This is a genomic window from Nonomuraea sp. NPDC051191 (genome assembly GCF_044455665.1).
GTDB lineage: Bacteria > Actinomycetota > Actinomycetes > Streptosporangiales > Streptosporangiaceae > Nonomuraea.
Map to the genome: position 1 here is coordinate 103,123 of NZ_JBITEZ010000012.1, position 15,959 is coordinate 119,081.

16 protein-coding genes are annotated in these 15,959 nt (G+C 72.9%); 10 read left to right on the forward strand and 6 right to left on the reverse strand.

Annotated elements, in window-relative coordinates:
• Positions 1-102 precede the first annotated feature (102 nt).
• From ACIA8R_RS32375 to ACIA8R_RS32390, 4 genes are all read left to right on the forward strand, one after another.
• On the forward strand, positions 103-447 hold the full coding sequence (locus ACIA8R_RS32375) for a VOC family protein (protein ID WP_397041794.1): 345 nt from the start codon (positions 103-105) through the stop codon (positions 445-447).
• A gap of 18 nt (positions 448-465) precedes the next feature.
• Positions 466-1,344 (forward strand): helix-turn-helix domain-containing protein, encoded by an 879-nt coding sequence (locus tag ACIA8R_RS32380; protein WP_397041795.1) that lies wholly within the window; start codon positions 466-468, stop codon positions 1,342-1,344.
• 107 nt (positions 1,345-1,451) lie between these two features.
• On the forward strand, positions 1,452-1,892 hold the full coding sequence (locus ACIA8R_RS32385) for an SRPBCC family protein (protein ID WP_397041796.1): 441 nt from the start codon (positions 1,452-1,454) through the stop codon (positions 1,890-1,892).
• A 74-nt stretch (positions 1,893-1,966) separates the two neighbouring features.
• The gene (locus ACIA8R_RS32390) at positions 1,967-2,323 is read left to right on the forward strand and encodes a PRC-barrel domain containing protein (protein WP_364091825.1); all 357 of its coding nucleotides are present in this window, start codon (positions 1,967-1,969) and stop codon (positions 2,321-2,323) included.
• Positions 2,324-2,486: 163 nt separating this feature from the next.
• On the opposite strand, the gene ACIA8R_RS32395 is transcribed toward ACIA8R_RS32390, so the two are convergent.
• Together ACIA8R_RS32395 and ACIA8R_RS32400 are read right to left on the reverse strand one after the other, a co-directional pair.
• Entirely contained in the window at positions 2,487-4,160 is a 1,674-nt protein-coding gene (locus ACIA8R_RS32395) for a hypothetical protein (protein WP_397041797.1), read from the reverse strand.
• Positions 4,161-4,320: 160 nt separating this feature from the next.
• Positions 4,321-5,163, reverse strand: a complete 843-nt coding sequence (locus ACIA8R_RS32400) for a helix-turn-helix transcriptional regulator (protein ID WP_364091821.1) — start codon at positions 5,161-5,163, stop codon at positions 4,321-4,323.
• Between the two features lie 104 nt (positions 5,164-5,267).
• Here ACIA8R_RS32400 and ACIA8R_RS32405 point away from each other — a divergent pair, with 104 nt between their 5' ends.
• Positions 5,268-6,755 (forward strand): MFS transporter, encoded by a 1,488-nt coding sequence (locus tag ACIA8R_RS32405; protein WP_364091819.1) that lies wholly within the window; start codon positions 5,268-5,270, stop codon positions 6,753-6,755.
• A gap of 10 nt (positions 6,756-6,765) precedes the next feature.
• Here the strand turns inward: ACIA8R_RS32405 and ACIA8R_RS32410 are convergent, their stop codons facing one another.
• On the reverse strand, positions 6,766-7,527 hold the full coding sequence (locus ACIA8R_RS32410; RefSeq protein ID WP_397041798.1) for an alpha/beta fold hydrolase: 762 nt from the start codon (positions 7,525-7,527) through the stop codon (positions 6,766-6,768).
• A gap of 104 nt (positions 7,528-7,631) precedes the next feature.
• Here ACIA8R_RS32410 and ACIA8R_RS32415 point away from each other — a divergent pair, with 104 nt between their 5' ends.
• Positions 7,632-8,285 (forward strand): class I SAM-dependent methyltransferase, encoded by a 654-nt coding sequence (locus ACIA8R_RS32415; protein ID WP_364091815.1) that lies wholly within the window; start codon positions 7,632-7,634, stop codon positions 8,283-8,285.
• Between the two features lie 71 nt (positions 8,286-8,356).
• On the opposite strand, the gene ACIA8R_RS32420 is transcribed toward ACIA8R_RS32415, so the two are convergent.
• A complete protein-coding gene (locus ACIA8R_RS32420) occupies positions 8,357-11,026 on the reverse strand; it encodes a PQQ-binding-like beta-propeller repeat protein (protein ID WP_397041799.1) in 2,670 nt (889 codons plus the stop codon).
• Complete coding sequence (locus tag ACIA8R_RS32425; RefSeq protein ID WP_364091811.1) at positions 11,020-11,868, reverse strand: hypothetical protein; 849 nt, start codon at positions 11,866-11,868, stop codon at positions 11,020-11,022. Before ACIA8R_RS32425 ends, ACIA8R_RS32420 begins: the two co-directional genes overlap by 7 nt.
• Positions 11,869-12,097: 229 nt before the next feature.
• On the opposite strand from ACIA8R_RS32425, the gene ACIA8R_RS32430 reads away from it, so the two are divergent.
• From ACIA8R_RS32430 to ACIA8R_RS32445, 4 genes are all read left to right on the forward strand, one after another.
• Positions 12,098-13,285, forward strand: coding sequence for an ROK family protein (locus ACIA8R_RS32430; RefSeq protein ID WP_364091966.1), 1,188 nt, complete (start codon positions 12,098-12,100; stop codon positions 13,283-13,285).
• A gap of 34 nt (positions 13,286-13,319) precedes the next feature.
• A complete protein-coding gene (locus ACIA8R_RS32435; RefSeq protein ID WP_397041800.1) occupies positions 13,320-13,904 on the forward strand; it encodes an NADPH-dependent FMN reductase in 585 nt (194 codons plus the stop codon).
• Entirely contained in the window at positions 13,901-14,299 is a 399-nt protein-coding gene (locus ACIA8R_RS32440; RefSeq protein WP_397041801.1) for a MerR family transcriptional regulator, read from the forward strand. The genes ACIA8R_RS32435 and ACIA8R_RS32440 overlap by 4 nt, the downstream gene beginning before the upstream one ends.
• Before the next feature lie 81 nt (positions 14,300-14,380).
• Positions 14,381-15,130, forward strand: coding sequence for an SDR family oxidoreductase (locus tag ACIA8R_RS32445; protein WP_357708909.1), 750 nt, complete (start codon positions 14,381-14,383; stop codon positions 15,128-15,130).
• A 7-nt stretch (positions 15,131-15,137) separates the two neighbouring features.
• Here the strand turns inward: ACIA8R_RS32445 and ACIA8R_RS32450 are convergent, their stop codons facing one another.
• The gene (locus ACIA8R_RS32450) at positions 15,138-15,953 is read right to left on the reverse strand and encodes an aminoglycoside phosphotransferase family protein (RefSeq protein WP_364091805.1); all 816 of its coding nucleotides are present in this window, start codon (positions 15,951-15,953) and stop codon (positions 15,138-15,140) included.
• Positions 15,954-15,959: the final 6 nt, after the last annotated feature.

Sequence of the window (15,959 nt, forward strand, 5' to 3'; positions counted from 1 at the left end):
CGCTCACAAACCGCACACATCCCGCTGTCAGCCGCCGCCCGCCGATGAGTTCCGGCCGCGGGCGAGGTCTTTCTCACGGAACGACAGCAAGGAGTGGTCCGTGTGGATCTGTACAGCGTGGTGTGCGTATGCGACCGGGTGGCGGCGCAGAAGTGGTACGAGGCGTTCTTCGGCCGTCCGGCGGACGAGATCGTCGGCGAGGAGCACCTGTGGCAGGTCGGCGAGAACGCGTGGGTGGTCGTCGACGACCGGCACATGCGCGCCGCGCGCGTGGGCGGCACCATGATCACGTTCGGCGTGTCCGGCCTCGACGACATCCTGGCCCGGCTGGCCGAGCACGGCATCGAGCACGGGCCCGTGGAGACGTACGGCAACGGCGTGCGCCACGTGGACGTCCTCGACCCGGACGGCAACAGCCTCTCGCTCGCCGAGGCCCCGCCACGATGATCCCGTTAGGCTCGGGACGTGTTCGACTCCGCCGACTTCGATCTGGCGCCCTACGCCGGCCTCGACACCTCGGCGTACGTGCGGCACACGTACAACAGCTGGGACGACGCCGGCTGGCGGTCACTGCTGGTGCAGACGTTCCGGCACGCGCCCGAGGCCGACCACCTCCCCTTGCCCGCCGTGTCCGACCTGCATCTCGTGCTCTGCGTGGCGGGGAGCGCCGACCTGCGGATACGGTCCGGCGGCCGGCCGGTCCGGCGGCGCTGGGTCCCGGGGCGGCTGGAGCTCATGGTCCCCGGCCGCGCCGGGTCGATCGGCTACCGGGCGGGGGCCGGGCTGAGCACCGTCCAGGTGCACGTCCCGGTGGGGGCCGTCCGGCGGGCCGCCGACGCGCTGGGCGGTCGCGAACCCGACTTCGAGGCGTCGGCCGCCGCGCTGGCGGCCGGTGACCCGGTCGTCGAGCAGCTGCTGCGCGCGCTGCCGGGCCGCGCCGGAGCGGGCGACCTGTACGCGGAGTCCGCCGCCGCCTTCCTCGTGACGCACCTGCTGACCCGGGGCCGGGCCGAACGCCTGCCCGGCCCCGAGCACGCGGCCGTCCGGGCGGGCGTCGCCATCATGACCGAGCGGCTGGCCGAGCCGTTGACGCTGGCCGTCATCGCGGCCGAGGTGCATCTCAGCGTGTACCACTTCGTCCGGGTCTTCCGGGAGGGCACCGGCCTGACGCCCCACCGGTACCTGACCCGGCTGCGCATCGAGGAGGCGCGGCGGCTGCTGTCGTCCACGTCCCTCAGCGTCGAGCAGATCGCCGGGCGGTGCGGGTTCGCCAGTCCGGGCGCGCTGTCGGCGGCCTTCCTGCGGCAGACCGGCGTACGGCCGTCGGCGTACCGCAAGCACTGATCGCCCGCCGGCGTGCCGCGCGCCTGCCCCCGGACCGCAAGAACCGATCGATCGTCGGCAATCGCGCGCATGGCCCCCGGACGCGGCCGGTCCCTACGTTGGGGCTCATGCCGTACTCCTTCGCCGTGACCGCGCGCTCGCAGGCCGCGCCCGACGCCGTCTTCGCGGCGCTCACCCACGCCGCCACCTGGCCGTCATGGTCGCCGATCGACTCCGCCGACGTCGAGGGCGGCGATCCGGCGGCACGGCAGCGGGCCGGGGACACCCGGGTCTTCCGCACCGGGCGCAACGTCTCCCGGGAGCGGATCGTCGAGCTCGTCCCCGACCGGCGGTTCGTCTACGACAACCTGGGCGGCCCGTTCCGCTCCTACCGCGGGACGATCGAGCTCGCCCCGACCGCCGGCGGCGGCGGCACCGACATCACCTGGTCCGCCGTCTTCGAGCCGAAGCTGCCGCTGTCGGGGGGTTTCTGGCGCTGGTACCTGACCCGCTTCCTGCGGGGCATGGCCGACGGCCTCGCCACGTACGCCGCCCGCACGACGAGCTGAGATTCCATGTTTGCCGAGGCTGATCCGGGAAGAGTGGGTGGGCAACGTACTCTAGATCATCAGGAGGAAACGCCTTGTCTCAGGACATGTGGAGCTACGGTTCCGACGTCTACGGCGACAAGACTCTGGACGTGGTCGGCTTCGACGTCGAGGCCACCGACGGCTCGATCGGGTCGGTGGACGAGACGAGCCACACCGTCGGCGACAGCTACCTGGTGGTCGACACCGGCCCGTGGATCTTCGGCAAGAAGGTCGTGCTGCCGGCCGGCACCGTCACGCGGATCGACCCGCAGGAACGCAAGGTCCACCTCGCGCGGACCAAGCAGGAGATCAAGGACTCGCCGAAGTTCGACGAGGACGCCACATACAACGACGACGCCCACCGCGACGAGGTGGGCGCGTACTACAACCGCTTCAACGGCACTATCTGACCCCCGGCGACCCGGGTGACCCGTTCGGGGCCGCCCGCCGGACGCGACACGCACCGCGGAGGCTGCCAAGGCCCCACAACCTCCGCACCCGGCGGGCCCCCGAAGGGCCGCAGCACCCATGGTCGGCAATCCCCCGCCCGCGACGTGGGCGGGGCGGCCGCGGTTACTCCTCCCACTCCTTCACCTGCACCTCGTGGTCGGCCTTCGCCGACGTGTACCCGGCGTTGCCCGCCCACTCGACGGTGTACGTGTAAAGCCCCGCCTCGGTCGGCGTGTGGGTGAAGCTGTACGTCCCGTCCTTTCGGGCGCCCACGCCCGGAAGGGCGATAGTCACCGTGCCGTTCGCGTTGGTCAGGGTCCGCTTGACCGTGAGCGGGTACCCCCACCCGGAGGCCGGAGGCTTGGGCAGCAGCACTCCGCTGATCGTCACCGGGACGCCGACGAGCCACTCCTCAGGCCCGGTCGCCGTCAGCGACGAGATGTTCTTGACTGTCAGCGTCACCGACGTCGTGCTCCAGCGGGCGTCGTCGTCGCCGTTCCAGAGCACGGTGTACGTGTGCGCTCCGCCCGCCGCCGGGGTGTCGGTGAGGGTGAAGGAGCCGTCCGGGGCGGTCGTCACGCTGTCGAGCGTCTCGGTGGTCCCGCCGGGCAGGCGGTGGGTCACCGTGAGCGGTTGCGCGCCGGGCGACGCGCCGCTGGGCACTTCGAGCGTGCCGGCGAGTGTGAGCGGCTGGTTCACCACCGCGTCGGAGGCGGACGTCAGTGTCAGCTTGGAGGCCGGGAAGGTGATGTCCTCCATCCGCCACAGGTACAGCTCGCCGGAGGACGCGGTCACCACGGCGAAGGCGTCCGTGCCCGAGAACGCGACCTCGTTCGTCCTGTCGGCGATCGTGCCGTCGAGGCCGTGGACCGTCTCCCCCGTCGCCGCGTCGTACAGCACGACGTCGGAGCCGTCGGCGCCGCCGACCGCCACGTGGGCCCCGTCAGGACTGGTCGCGACGGACGTGGGGAAGCCCTCCGAGGCCGTCGCACCCGCGTAGGTGCGGGTCTTCTCCAGGCTGTCGGCGTCCCACCGGTAGGTCCGGCGCGAGGGCGAGGAGACCGCGAGCACGTCCGCTCCATCCGCGGTGACGGCGACATCCGCCAGGCCCTCGATGTCGTGCGTGAAACCGTCGATCTCGCCGCGCAAGGCAGGGGTACTGCTCACGTCGTAGACGAACAGGCTGGACGTGCTCGTGTGAGTCTCGCCCACCACCAGCGTGCCGCCGCCGGCCGCGACCAGCGGAGCACCGGAGAAGTCGGAGGTGACCGCGGTCGGCTGCGGTGTCGCCGCACTCAGATCGAGTCCGACGACGCCGCCGTCGCCGCTCTCGCAGCCGTAGCCCACCCACAGCTGGTCACCGGAGCGCGCCAGGTGGGTCGGGCACGGGTATGCCGCGAGGTCGATGCTCCGGGTGATCTGCAGGGTGGCGGTGTCGATCTCGGCGACCTTCCCGGACTCGGTCAGAGCCACGTACAGGTGGGCTCCGTCCTGTGCCGTCGCCAGCCCCGAGGCGTCGGTCAGCCCGCCGACCTCGCCCAGGAGCTCACCGTCGGTGCCGGCGGCGACGAGCTTCTCGCCGTTCGTGACGAAGACCTTGCCGCTGCCGACGGCCAGGTCGCCGGACTTGTGGACGTAGTCCACACCCAGGCCGGTCGTGGTGTCGGCGGCCGTGGCGGCCGGGCTTGCCGCGACGAGGAGCGCGGCCGCCGTGGCCAGTGCCGAGGCGAGCCCCGCTGATCGGCGGGCGAGACGTGACGCGGTGGAACAGGAAGGTGCCAGGGGTAACGGACGCACAGGGGATCTCCGCTCGGCGAGAACGATCTCAGCCTCCTGATCAAGCCAGAAGACAGCGCATCAGGTCAAGATCAACCTACGGACGAGAGTGCCATCCGCGCCGCGGACCGCCGGCGAACGCGGCCGTGTCTCTCCGTAAGCCCGGCGAACGGGGCCGGGGTCACGGGGTGGTCTGGTGGGTCAGGATGTGGAGGGCGTCGGCGGAGGGTGGGTCGGACGGGGTGTAGATCTCGACCCGGTGGTCCGGGCTGTCGGGCTGGAGCCAGACCTGGTAGTCCACGCTGACGGCGCCGACCGTGGGATGCCGCAGGCGCATCGTGCCCACCGTGCAGTCGGCGACCTCGCCCACCGCCCACAACGTCGCGAACTCGTCGCTGCGCATCGTGAGCTCCCCGATCAGCTCGGCCAGGCGGGCGTCCGTAGGGAAGCGGCCCGCGGTGAGCCTGAGGTAGGCGACGTGGATGCGGGCGAGTTCGTCCCAGTTGCGGTGCAGGTCGCGGAAGAGCGGGTCCAGGAAGAACATCCTCGGCATGGACGGGCGGTTCTCCGGATCCCAAGGCGCCTCGAACGGCAGGTGCTCGCCCATCAGCGCGTGACCCGTACGGTTCCACGCCAGGACGTCCCCACGCCGGCCGAGCACGACCGCCGGCGTCGTCTCCTTCAGCGACTCCAGAAGCGCGAGCACCCGCGGATGAGGCTCCTCGCGGGGCGGCCGGGACAGCCGGGCGCGGGAGGGCTGCCGGGCGAGGTTGTGCAGGTGGACGGTCTCGATCCGGTCGAGCCGCAACACCCGCGCGAGGGCGTCGAGCACCTGCTCGGAGGCGGTCTCCGCGAGCCCCTGCTCCAGACGCGTGTAGTACCCGGCGCTCACTCCGGCGAGCTGCGCCAGCTCCTCACGCCGCAACCCGGGAACCCGGCGGGCCGTCCCGAAGGTACGCAGCCCGATCGCGGCGGGCGTGACCCGGTCACGACGGCTCTTCAGAAACGTTCCGAGACTCTCCACACCGTCGAGCCTAGGCCGACCGGTCGGGTCCGTGGGTACACCTGCTGGGTGCACCCACGCCAGGGGGATGGTTGCCGGGCGCGTCCTGCCCGAGTGTCGGCCCCATGTCTCGACAGCACACGCACACTCCTCCGGGCCTGCGGGCCTGGCTCGGCCTCCTGGTGATCCTCGGGCCCGTCCTGCTGGTCTCCATGGACGGCTCGATCCTGTTCCTGGCGATGCCCCGGATCAGCCAGGCCCTCACGCCGACCGCCGACCAGGCCCTGTGGACCCTCGACATCTACGGCTTCGCGGTCGGTTCCCTGCTCATCACGTTCGGCAACCTCGGCGACCGGTACGGGCGGCTGCGGCTGCTCCTGATCGGCGCCGCCGTGTTCGGCGTCGGCTCCACGGCGGCGGCGTTCGCGCCCAGCGCCGAGCTCCTGATCGCGGCCCGCGCGCTGATGGGGGTGGCGGGCGCGACCCTGCTGCCGTCGGCGCTGGCCGTGCTGAGCGAGCTGTTCGCCGACCCGCGGCGACGGGCGCAGGCCATCGGCATCTTCGCCGCGGCGTTCGCGGCCGGGTTCGCCGTCGGGCCGATCGCGGGCGGCGTCCTGCTGGAACGGTTCTGGTGGGGGGCGGTCTTCCTGATCAACCTGCCCGTCATCGCGCTGTTCTTGATCTTCGCGCCGGTCCTGCTCCGCGAGGTGCGCACGACGCGCGCCGGCCGCGTGGACGTGCCCAGCGTCGTGACCTCGGCGGCCGGTCTCCTGCTCACGATCTACGCACTCAAGAACGCCGCCGCGGAAGGTCCGTCGATCGTCCCGGTGCTCGCGGGGGCGGCCGGGGTGGGGCTGCTGGTGTGGTTCGGCCGCAGGCAGCGGAGCCTTCCGCACCCGTTGATCGAGTTCTCGCTGTTCCGCGACCGGGTGTTCACGGTGGCGATCATCACGGGGCTGCTGCCGCTGGCGGCGTGGTCGGCGACGGCGTACCTGTCGGGTGTCTACCTGCAGTCGGTGCTCGGCCTGCCGGTGCTGCACGCGGCGCTGCTCGCGCTGCCCGGCGCGGTGGTGCTCACCGTCACCTGCGTCGTCACCCCCTTCGTGGTGGAACGCGTCGGCAAGCGGGCCGCGCTCGCCGTCTGCCACTTCTCCATCGCCGCGGGGCTGCTGGTCCTGCTCCCCACGGCCGTCACGGGCGGGGTCGGCTGGTACGTCGCCTCGACCGTCGTCGCGGGCGTCGGCTACGGGATCTCGTTCAGTGTCGTGGCCGACACCGCCGTCGGGGCCGTGCCGCCGGAACGGGCCGGGGCGGCGGGGGCGCTGGCCGAGACCAGCAACGAGATCGGCAACGCGCTCGGCATCGCGCTCCTCGGCTCGCTCGCCGCCCTGGTCTTCCGGCTCCAGGGACCGGACCTGGCCCCCACGCTGGACGGGACCCTCCAGCTCCCCGCCCTCGTGCCGGCGGCGGTCACGCAGGCCAAGACGGCCTTCGTCACCGGGTTGCACGTCGCGGCGGCGGTGGCCGGCGTCCTGCACGTGGTGCTCGGCGTCGTCGCCCTCCGGCCGGCGCAGGCGCGGAACGGCCTGCGTCCGGTCGGGCCGGGGCTGTGAGGGGGCGCGTTCACCTGTCCGTCAGGAAGGCGAGGGCGTCAGGGGCGAAGCGCTTGTCGGTGAAGGTGCCGCTGTGGGTCCGTCCGGGGTAGACGGTCAGCCGGGCGCCGGGGATGCCGTCGACCGTCTCCCGGGCCAGGTCGAGCGGGTAGACGAGGTCGTCGGCGCCCTGGATCAGCAGGGTGGCCGCCTTGATGTCGTGCAGGCGTCCGCGCAGGTCGAAGCCGTCCTCGGCGTTGAGCACGGTGACGGCGTCGGTGCGGTCGGCGCGGCCGCCGTCCGAGAGCCAGAGCAGGCCCTTGAGCAGGACGCGGCCGAGCGCCGATTCGGTGACGATCTCGGCCAGCGCCGGGCTCGGCCGCCGGCCCTGGCGGGCGCGTTCGATGTAGCCGCGCTGGGCCCGCCTGCCGGCCGGGCCGAGGGTGCACGCCGTGCCCGCCAGGACGAGGCGGTCGACCAGGCCGGGATGGTCGGCGGCGAGTTGCAGGGCGATGGATCCGCCGGTGGACAGGGCCAGCACGTCCACCGAGCCCTCGAACGTGGTCCTGATCGCCTGGGCGAAGATCGCGGCGAGGTCGGCCATGGTCGTGGTCGGCGGCAGCCCCGGCGGGCGGTTGACGACGTACACGGTGAAGTGCGAGGTGAACGGCCGCACCGTGCGCATCGTGGACCAGCGCGTCAGGCCCGTCGGGTTGGCCGCTTCGGGGGTGTAGATCAGGACGATCAGGGGCGGTCCTTCGCCGGCCGACAGATACGGCAGGTCGTTCAGCATGGGGAAATCCATATCCGTGTGAACCATTTGGATTTTTGTTCACAGGATACGGCAACGCGTCGACGGCCGTTGATCGGCCGGCCGATGGGCTACAGTCGTCCGCCATGGCCGAATCCTCCTACCTCACCACGACCGCCGACGCCTACGACGCCGTCGCCGAGCTGTACGCCGATCTCGCCCGGGACTCGCTCGCCCGCCTGCCGCTGGATCGCGCGATGATCTCCGTGTTCGCCGAGCTCGTACGGGCCACAGGACCCCGGCCCGTCGTCGAGGCCGGCTGCGGCCCCGGCTACATGACGGCCCACCTGCGTGACCTCGGCCTCGACGCCTTCGGCATCGACCTGTCCCCCGCGCTGCTCGACATCGCCCGAAGGGACTTCCCCGGCCTGCGTTTCGAGCTCGGCTCGATGGACACCCTCGACGTGGCCGACGGCGAGCTGGGCGGCCTGGTGTCCTGGTACTCCATGATCCACGTCCCGCCGGCGGAGCTGCCGGCGTACTTCGCCGAGTTCCGCCGGGTGCTGGCCCCCGGCGGCCACCTCCTGCTCGGCTTCTTCGAGGCCGAGGGCGATCCGGTGACGGAGTTCGACCACAAGGTCACGCCGGCCTACCGGTGGCCGATCGACGACCTGGCCGATCTGGCCCGCAAGGAGGAGTTCGTCGAGGTGGGACGGATGCTGCGCGAGCCCCTGGAGGACGAACGCTTCCGTCGTGGCCATCTCCTGATGCGCGCCGCGACCCCCGCCGCCGCAGACTAGACGCACGGGCCCGCGGGCACCCCCGCCGACGACTGTTCGAGCTGAACCGGCCCACCCACGGTGGACGCCCGTCAGGGGGCCGACGTGGGGTGGGCGTAGAGGTTTCCGTTGGAGGCGCCGAGGTAGACGAAGCCGTCGGCCACGACAGGGACGGTCTCGACGACGCCGCCGGTGCGGAACCTCGATCGCACGGCGCCGGTGGCGGGGTCGAGCGTGTACACGGTTCCGTCGCCGCCGGAGACGTGGACGGCGCCGCCCGCCGCCACGGGGCCGGTCCCGCAGCCGCCGGGCAGCGGGAGCCGCCGGCGTGGCCGGCCCCTGTCGAGCGCGTACAGCGTGCAATCGCGGCCGACGGTGTGGACGAGGCCGTCCGACACGGCGACGTTCCAGTGGTACATGGGCCGGTCGCCCCTGGCCTCGAAGCTCCACAGGCGCTCGCCGGTGGCGGCGTCCAGCGCGTGCGTGGTGCCCCGGTCGTCGCCCAGGTAGACGGTCCCGCCGGTCACCACCGGAGGGGCGGAGACGGGGCCGGGGATCCGGGACCTCCATCGGACCTCGCCCGAGGCGACGTCCACGGCGTTCACGTCGCCGCTGCCGCTCACCACGTAGACGGTCGCGCCCGACCGTCGCAGCAGGACGCGGTCGTGTCCCCCGCCGAGCCGCCACCGCCGTTCCACGGTTCCGGTGGCGGGGGTCAGGGCGTACATCACGCCGTGGTCGTCGCCGGTGAGGACGACGTCACCGGCCGACACGGGCTTGGGGGCCAGCAGGTCGCCCGCGGGTTCGAAGCTCCACAACCGCCTGCCCGAGGCGGCGTCGAGCGCCACGAGTTCGGCCTTCGAGGACCAGGCGGGATGCCGGGTCCACAGGTAGAGGCGGCCCGCCGCGACCACGAGACCGACGGGATCGCCGATCCTGCGGCTCCAGCGGGGGCGGCCGGTCGCCGCGTCCAGCGCCACCAGGCTGCCCGTGCGGGAGGCCGCGTACACGGTGCCGTGCGCGACCACGTGGTCCTCCCCCACGGGCCCGCCCGTCTGACGGCGCCAGCGCACCGCGCCGGTGGCGGCGTCCAGCGCGGACACCGTGCCGTCGGCGCTGGACGCGTAGACGACGCCGCCCGTCACCACCGGTTCGGTACGGATGGCCGCGTCCGTCGGAAAGCTCCACCCGCGTTCGCCCACCGGGACGGGGGCACGGACGCCCGGCCGGTACCGGGCCAGCAGACGGTCGCGCAGCACCGGCGACAACAACCGCACCGCCTGCCGGGACGACGAGGTCAGCCGGACGACGGCCGGCCCCACGTTGACGAGCGTCGCGCCGTAGAAGCCGTCCGTCGCGTCCACCGTGTAGGACAGGAAGCCCGGGGCCTCGGTGGTGGGGTCGACAGGGTTGGCCGCTCTGACGGTGGCGGACTCGGCGGCGTACAGCCTGCGCGCGCTCTCCTCCGACGGCGCCACCCACTCCACCGACAGCGAGACGACGGCGCCGTCGTCGGCCCGCGGTATCCAGTCGCAGCGCGCCGTGCCGTCCGTCGCCGGGGCCGGGCGGTAGCCGTCCGCGTACGCCGCCAGGTCGCGTCCGGTCAGCAGGCCGCAGGCGTCCGGCCAGGCGGTCTGCGGGCGTACCGTCCCGTGGACCGGCCGGTACGCCGTCAGCCGCCCGTCTCCCGGGACGTCGCTGAACACGAAGGCCAGGCCCTGGCTCGTCCCGGCGAAGGAGACCAGGCCGGCGGGCAGGTCGATCGGCAGGCCGCCGGGCTCTCCGGTGACGGGGTCCACGGAGACCAGGTAGGCGGGCAGCGGCCAGGATCGCGGGGCGGGCCGCATGGTGGCGGGGCCGGCGTACAGGGGCGCGGCCCGGCGGCCGGGCGGGCTGACCCTGACGGCCTGGGAGCGGCTGGACAGCAGGCGGCCGTCGGGGCCGAGGAAGAAGTCGTCGTCGGCCGCCCTGGCCCGCACGTACCCTTCGGCGTTGGCCGTGAGCTCGATCGACGGGCCGCCGCCCTTCGTCGTGGCGGACGACGACGGCAGCGGGCGCGTCCGTCCCTGCCGCAGGGTGCGCGGATCCATCGAGGACAGCCGCAGTTCGCCGTCCCGGCAGTGGCTGAGCAGCCACACCGAGCGGGCCGTCGCGGCGCCGGTCAGCCGGCAGCCCGGCGGGTAGGCGGAACGGGCCGTGGCCGTGCCGGTCCGCGCGTCGAGGGCCAGGATCTGGAGGGGTTCGTCCGGCTGCTCGAACACCACGATGCCGTGTTCGGTCGCCAGGATCCGCGGGCCGCGGTAGTGGCCGGCCTCGTCCAGCCGGGGCTGACGCAGGGCGACGATGATCGGGCGCCGCCACAGGGGCGCGCCCGTGGCCAGGTCGTGGCCGTACAGGGTCTGCTCGGGGGCGTCCGGTTCGCCTCTGGCGACGACGAGCGTGCCGCCCGCGAGCCAGACGCCGGTGACGGACGAGGGCCGAGCCGGACCGACGGGGACGGTGAGCCGGAGCACCCCCGTTCGCGGGTCGTGGATCCGTACGTCGCCCTGCCGCGTCGCCACGGCGACCGCCCGATCTGACACGGCGTGACTGCGGGCCTCCTGGGCCATGACGCCGTGCCCGGCCTCGACGGGCACCGACCACACCGCCCGCCACTCGACGGGGACGCGACCGGCCCCGGTCACGTCGGCCCCGGCCGAGCAGGTGGCCAGGATGACCACCAGCAGCGTCGCCGCCGACCGGTATCCGCCCGCGGTCAGCACTGCCCGGCCTTGGCGAGCTTCCGCTCGATCGCGCACGCCTCGCCCCTGGAGATCGGCCGCCAGCCGCCGAGCGGGGAGGTGGTGTAGTAGGCGCGGTAGGTGTCGGAGGTGCCGGTCACCCGGAACGGCGTACGGTCCGGCCCCTGGATCGTGAGCTGCTCGGTCCGGTCCCCCGCGAGCACGGTGACCAGCAGGTCGAAGGCGTAGTAGGCGGCAGTGCCGGTGACCGTCATGGAGAGCGTGACTCGTTCGTCCTGCTTGAGGTCGATCTGCTTCTTCCTGAAGTAGGAGGTGTCCGGGTCTTCGGGGGTGGTGAAGCGGGGGGCGGGCTGGTCGAGGTCGGCGGCGAGCTCGACAGCAGGGGACTCTCCGGCGGGGGTGTACACGAACAGCGCGCCGTCCGAGATCGGCCTGCGGTCGAGGACGCGCGGCCGGACGTCGACGATGCGCAGGCTGCTGCGGTTGCCGACGAGGACGACGGTGACCTCCGCGCTCTCCAGCGGGGCCCAGTCGTGGCTCGCCATGACGGTGTCGCGCCGCGAGCCGGACGCGCCGCCCAGCAGGACGGCCCGGTCGGCGGGGTCGGTCACCGGCTCCCGCAGGGTGGTGTCCTGGGCGGCGTACTCGACGGCCACGTAGCCGACCTTGACGGGGGGCTCGCCGCTGATGCTGCCGACGGTGTCGGAGCCGCGCGCGTTGAACCAGGCGGTGAACACGACCCCGATCGCCGCGACGATCACGGCGCTGAGGATGCCCGCCAGCCACGTCCGCACGGCCTTCCACTTTCCGGCCTCCTCCGTAGGGACGGGGGTGGCACGCTTTTTCTGGCGCGCTCTGGCCATGGGCGTCCCCTTCATCGGCGGAGTGCGGCAGCTGATGTATAGCTGATGGGACGGCTGCTCAACCGCCTTGTCGGCGAATTCCGCATCGAATTTCCAAGCGCGTGGTATGCGATTAATAGCCGTATATTTCGCGAAAAGTCGATCTTTTTCAGGCTGTGATCGCGTGAGAACAGGTCCTAGGCTGGCCGGGGTGACGGGAGCGGCGGCGGGCGCGCGGACGCAGGAGCAGATGCGGCAGCGGAACCTGAGCGAGGTGCTGCGACGCGTCCACAAGGACGGCGCGGTGTCGCGGGCCGCGCTCGGCCGCGGGATGGGCCTCAACCGCAGCACCATCATGGACCTGACCGCAGAGCTCACCGCCGCCGGGCTCGTCCGCGAAGGGGTTCCCGCCGGGCGTGGCCGCGCGGGGCGGCCGTCCATCGTCGTCATGCCCGAGCGGGGGACGGTGTACGGGCTCGCCTTCGACGTGGCCGTGGACCGGCTGCTCGCCGCCCGTGTCGGGCTCGGCGGCCAGGTCCTCGACCGCCGCGAGGCCGTCCGCGCCCGTGCCGGGGCCGACCTGGAGGACGTCGTCCGAGTCCTCGCCGCCTTCGGCCGCGAACTGGTCGCCGGGGCCGATCCCGGCGCGTCGTGCGTGGGGGTCGGCGCTTCGTACTGCGGGTTGATCAGGCGTGCCGACGGCACCGTCCGGTACGGGCCGCACCTCGGCTGGGTGGACCAGGCGTTCGGCCCGGAACTCGCCGCCGGGCTCGGCCTCGGGCTTCCCGTCGAGGTGGGCAACGAGGCGCACCTGGGCGCGGTCGCCGAGCACGTACGCGGCGCGGGACGCGACGTCGACAACCTCATCTACCTGCACGGGGACGTCGGTGTCGGTGGCGGGATCATCGTCGGCGGCGAACTCCTGGACGGCGACTCGGGCTACGGCTGCGAACTCGGGCACATGCTGGTCAACCCGTTCGACGGGCGGCCCTGTCTGTGCGGGTCGCGCGGCTGCCTGGAGGCCGAGGTGGGGGAAGAGGCGCTGCTGGACTACGCGCGACGCTCCGACGGCCTCATCGGACGCGACGGCATCCGGGCCGTCGTCACCCTGGCCGGGACCGGTGACGCCCGGGCGCGGGACGCCCTGGACCGCGTCGGCGACTGGCTCGGCGTCGGCGTCGTCAACCTCATCAACCTGTTCAACCCGGCGCTCGTGGTCTTCGGCGGCATGCTCCGCGACGTCTACCCGGGCGCCGCGCCACGCGTCCGCGCCCGGATCGACGCGCATGTCCTGCCGGTGTCACGTGAACGCGTCCGCCTGGCCGTGACGGCCCTGGGTGACGACACCACGCTCGCCGGCGCCGCCGAACTCGCCTTCGCCGGCCTCCTGGACGACCCCCTCAACACCCTGGCCACCCGACGTGGGCCGGCGATTTGAGTTCACCCATAGGCGAACCTCTAGCGTCGTCGCCATGACGGAGAACATCACCGACGCCCGCCTCCGGATCGCCGTGGTGATCGGCAGCGTGCGCACGCCCAGAATGGCCGACCCGCTCGCCGCGTGGCTGGAGCGCGAGCTCACCACGATCGACTGGCTCGACGTCGACCTGATCGACCTGGCCGCGGTCTCGCTGCCGATGCACGAGCTGCAGCCCGGCGGAGCGGCCGCGTCCCCGATCGGCGGCACCCTCGCGAACGCCGACGGATTCGTCTTCCTCGTCCCGGAGTACAACCACAGCTTCCCCGCGCCGGTGAAGAACGCGATCGACTGGCACTTCACCGAGTGGGCCTACAAGCCGGTCGCGTTCGTCGGGTACGGCGCCTCCGGCGGCATCAGGGCCGTGGAGCAGCTGCGCGCAGTCTTCCCCGAACTGCGGGCCACCACGGTCCGCGAGTCGGTGCTGCTCCCGATGCCATGGGAGAACCTGGACGCCGACGGCCGTTTCGTCCCTCCGCCGGGCTCGGCGCAGGCGCTGCACCTGATGATGGGCGAGCTGCGTACGTGGGCGCGGGCGCTGCGTCCCATCCGGGTCCCCGACCTGGCCGGCCGACGGTGAACGAGCCGACCGGCGCCGACCACGCCGGCTTGGAGGCGGGCGCGGCCTCGCTCACGGTCGGGCAGGTGGCCAAGGCCGCCGGGGTGACGCCCAACGCCGTCCGCTTCTACGAGCGCTACGGCGTGATCAGCGGCCACCGCACCAGCGGCAACGCCCGCCGGTTCACCGTCGACGCGGTCTGCCGGATCAGGCTCGCCCTCGCCGCCCAGCGCGTCGGCATCACCCTCAAGGAGAGCGCCGACATCCTCGCCGGCATCCCGCCGCTCTCCCGCGATCTCGACCAGTGGGTCGCCGCGGGCGAGGAACTCGTCCGGATCGGCCGCGCCCGCATCGACGCGCTGCAGACGACCGTGAACGACCTGGCCACCCTGGGTTTCCTCCAGAACACCCCTTGATCCACCGGCCCCGGCGGCCGAGTTCACCGCCTCGCACGCTGCCGGCAGGTGACTCGTCCCCGGCCGACAGAAGGACATATCATGCGCAACCTCCATGGCAAGACCGCGCTCGTCACCGGCGCGAGCAGGGGAATCGGCCGCGCCATCGCCCGGCGTCTGGCCGGTGACGGCGCGCGCGTCGCCGTCCACTACGGCGGCAACGAGCAGGCCGCCGCGGAAACCGTCGCCGCGATCGAGGCGGCCGGCGGGCAGGCGTTCGCCCTGCGGGCCGAACTGGGCACGCCCGGCGACGCCGAACGGCTGTGGGGCGCCTTCGACGCCCGCGCCGACCGGCTGGACATCCTGGTCAACAACGCCGGCGTGCTCAACGACGAGCCGGGCATCGAGCACGTCACCAGGCAGCAGTTCGAGCGGATCTTCGCGATCAACGCCACCGCCCCCTTCTTCGTCACCCAGCACGCCCTGCCCCGGCTGCGCGACGGCGGCCGGATCATCAACATCTCCACGATGCTGACCCGCGGCTCGGCGATGCCGCAGTCCATCAGCTACGCCATGTCCAAGGGCGCGCTCGACGTGCTCACCTCGACGCTGGCCAAGCAGCTCGGCCCACGCGCGATCACCGTCAACACCGTGGCTCCCGGCGTCATCGACACCGACATGCATCAGGGCAGGCTCGTCGGGGAGGCGCTGGCCTGGCTGTCGTCGCTGTCCCCCATGGGCCGCGTGGGCACCCCCGCGGACGTGGCCGACGCGGTCGCGTTCCTGGCCGGCGACGACAGCCGCTGGGTGACCGGCCACTGGCTGGACGCCTCGGGCGGCACCCTGCTCTGACGGCACCCTAGCCGAGCAGCCGGAGAACCCTCTCGGCCTGGGTCTCCAGGGCGCCCGCCGGGTTGTGCGGCGTCGCCGGGCCCCCTGGACCGAGCTGGAGGAACCAGCCCAGCGCGATCAGGCGGCGGAAGTCCCTGACCCGCTCGGCCTCCCGCGGGGCGAGGCCGACCCGGGACAGCAGCCGCCGCGCGTCCAAGGCGCCGTCGAGGTGGGAGATGTGCTCGCACAGCTCGCCGAGCTCGAAGGCACGGTCGTTGCGGCCGGAGTCCTCCCAGTCGACGATCCGGACGCGACGCTCGTGCTCGTCCCACAGGTAGTTCGCGAGGTTGCCGTCAGCCGGCCCCAGAACGGGCGCCGGAGACCCGGCCAGGAGCCTATCGGGGGCCGCGGAGGCCAGCCAGGCGACACCCGCACGGTACGCCTCCCGCACCACGGGCTCTTCGCCCAGGTCACGCCGCCTGCCGGCCCAGGCGCGAGCCTTGGTGACGGCCGCGGCGGGCCCCCAGGGGGCGGGCTCGACCGCGTCCACCACCCGGCGCGGGACCCGGTGCAGCCGGTCGAGGGCGGTCGCCATCGCCTGGATCTGCTCGTCGGTGATGTCCTCGCCGCGCAGGACGCGGCCGGGCAGCCGGGTCATCACGATCATCGGCGGATCGGCGTCGAGCGCGGCCTCCACAGGGGTGGGCGCGAGGCCGGGGGCGTGCTCGGCGAGCAGGGTGAGGGCTGTCCACTCCCGGTGCGGTTCTCCTCGTCCCCACGAGGCGTACCGCTTGGTCACGACGTCGTCGTGGAACTCCAGGTCGTGGGTGCATCGGCCCGTCATACGCCC

Coding starts and splice junctions, on each gene's coding strand:
- ACIA8R_RS32385 (WP_397041796.1), top strand. CDS start 1,452: ATGCCGTACTCCTTCGCCGTGACCGCGCGCTCGCAGGCCGCGCCCGAC.
- ACIA8R_RS32450 (WP_364091805.1), bottom strand. CDS start 15,953: ATGACGGGCCGATGCACCCACGACCTGGAGTTCCACGACGACGTCGTG.
- ACIA8R_RS32405 (WP_364091819.1), top strand. CDS start 5,268: ATGTCTCGACAGCACACGCACACTCCTCCGGGCCTGCGGGCCTGGCTC.
- ACIA8R_RS32445 (WP_357708909.1), top strand. CDS start 14,381: ATGCGCAACCTCCATGGCAAGACCGCGCTCGTCACCGGCGCGAGCAGG.
- ACIA8R_RS32410 (WP_397041798.1), bottom strand. CDS start 7,527: ATGCTGAACGACCTGCCGTATCTGTCGGCCGGCGAAGGACCGCCCCTG.
- ACIA8R_RS32425 (WP_364091811.1), bottom strand. CDS start 11,868: ATGGCCAGAGCGCGCCAGAAAAAGCGTGCCACCCCCGTCCCTACGGAG.
- ACIA8R_RS32415 (WP_364091815.1), top strand. CDS start 7,632: ATGGCCGAATCCTCCTACCTCACCACGACCGCCGACGCCTACGACGCC.
- ACIA8R_RS32435 (WP_397041800.1), top strand. CDS start 13,320: ATGACGGAGAACATCACCGACGCCCGCCTCCGGATCGCCGTGGTGATC.
- ACIA8R_RS32430 (WP_364091966.1), top strand. CDS start 12,098: ATGCGGCAGCGGAACCTGAGCGAGGTGCTGCGACGCGTCCACAAGGAC.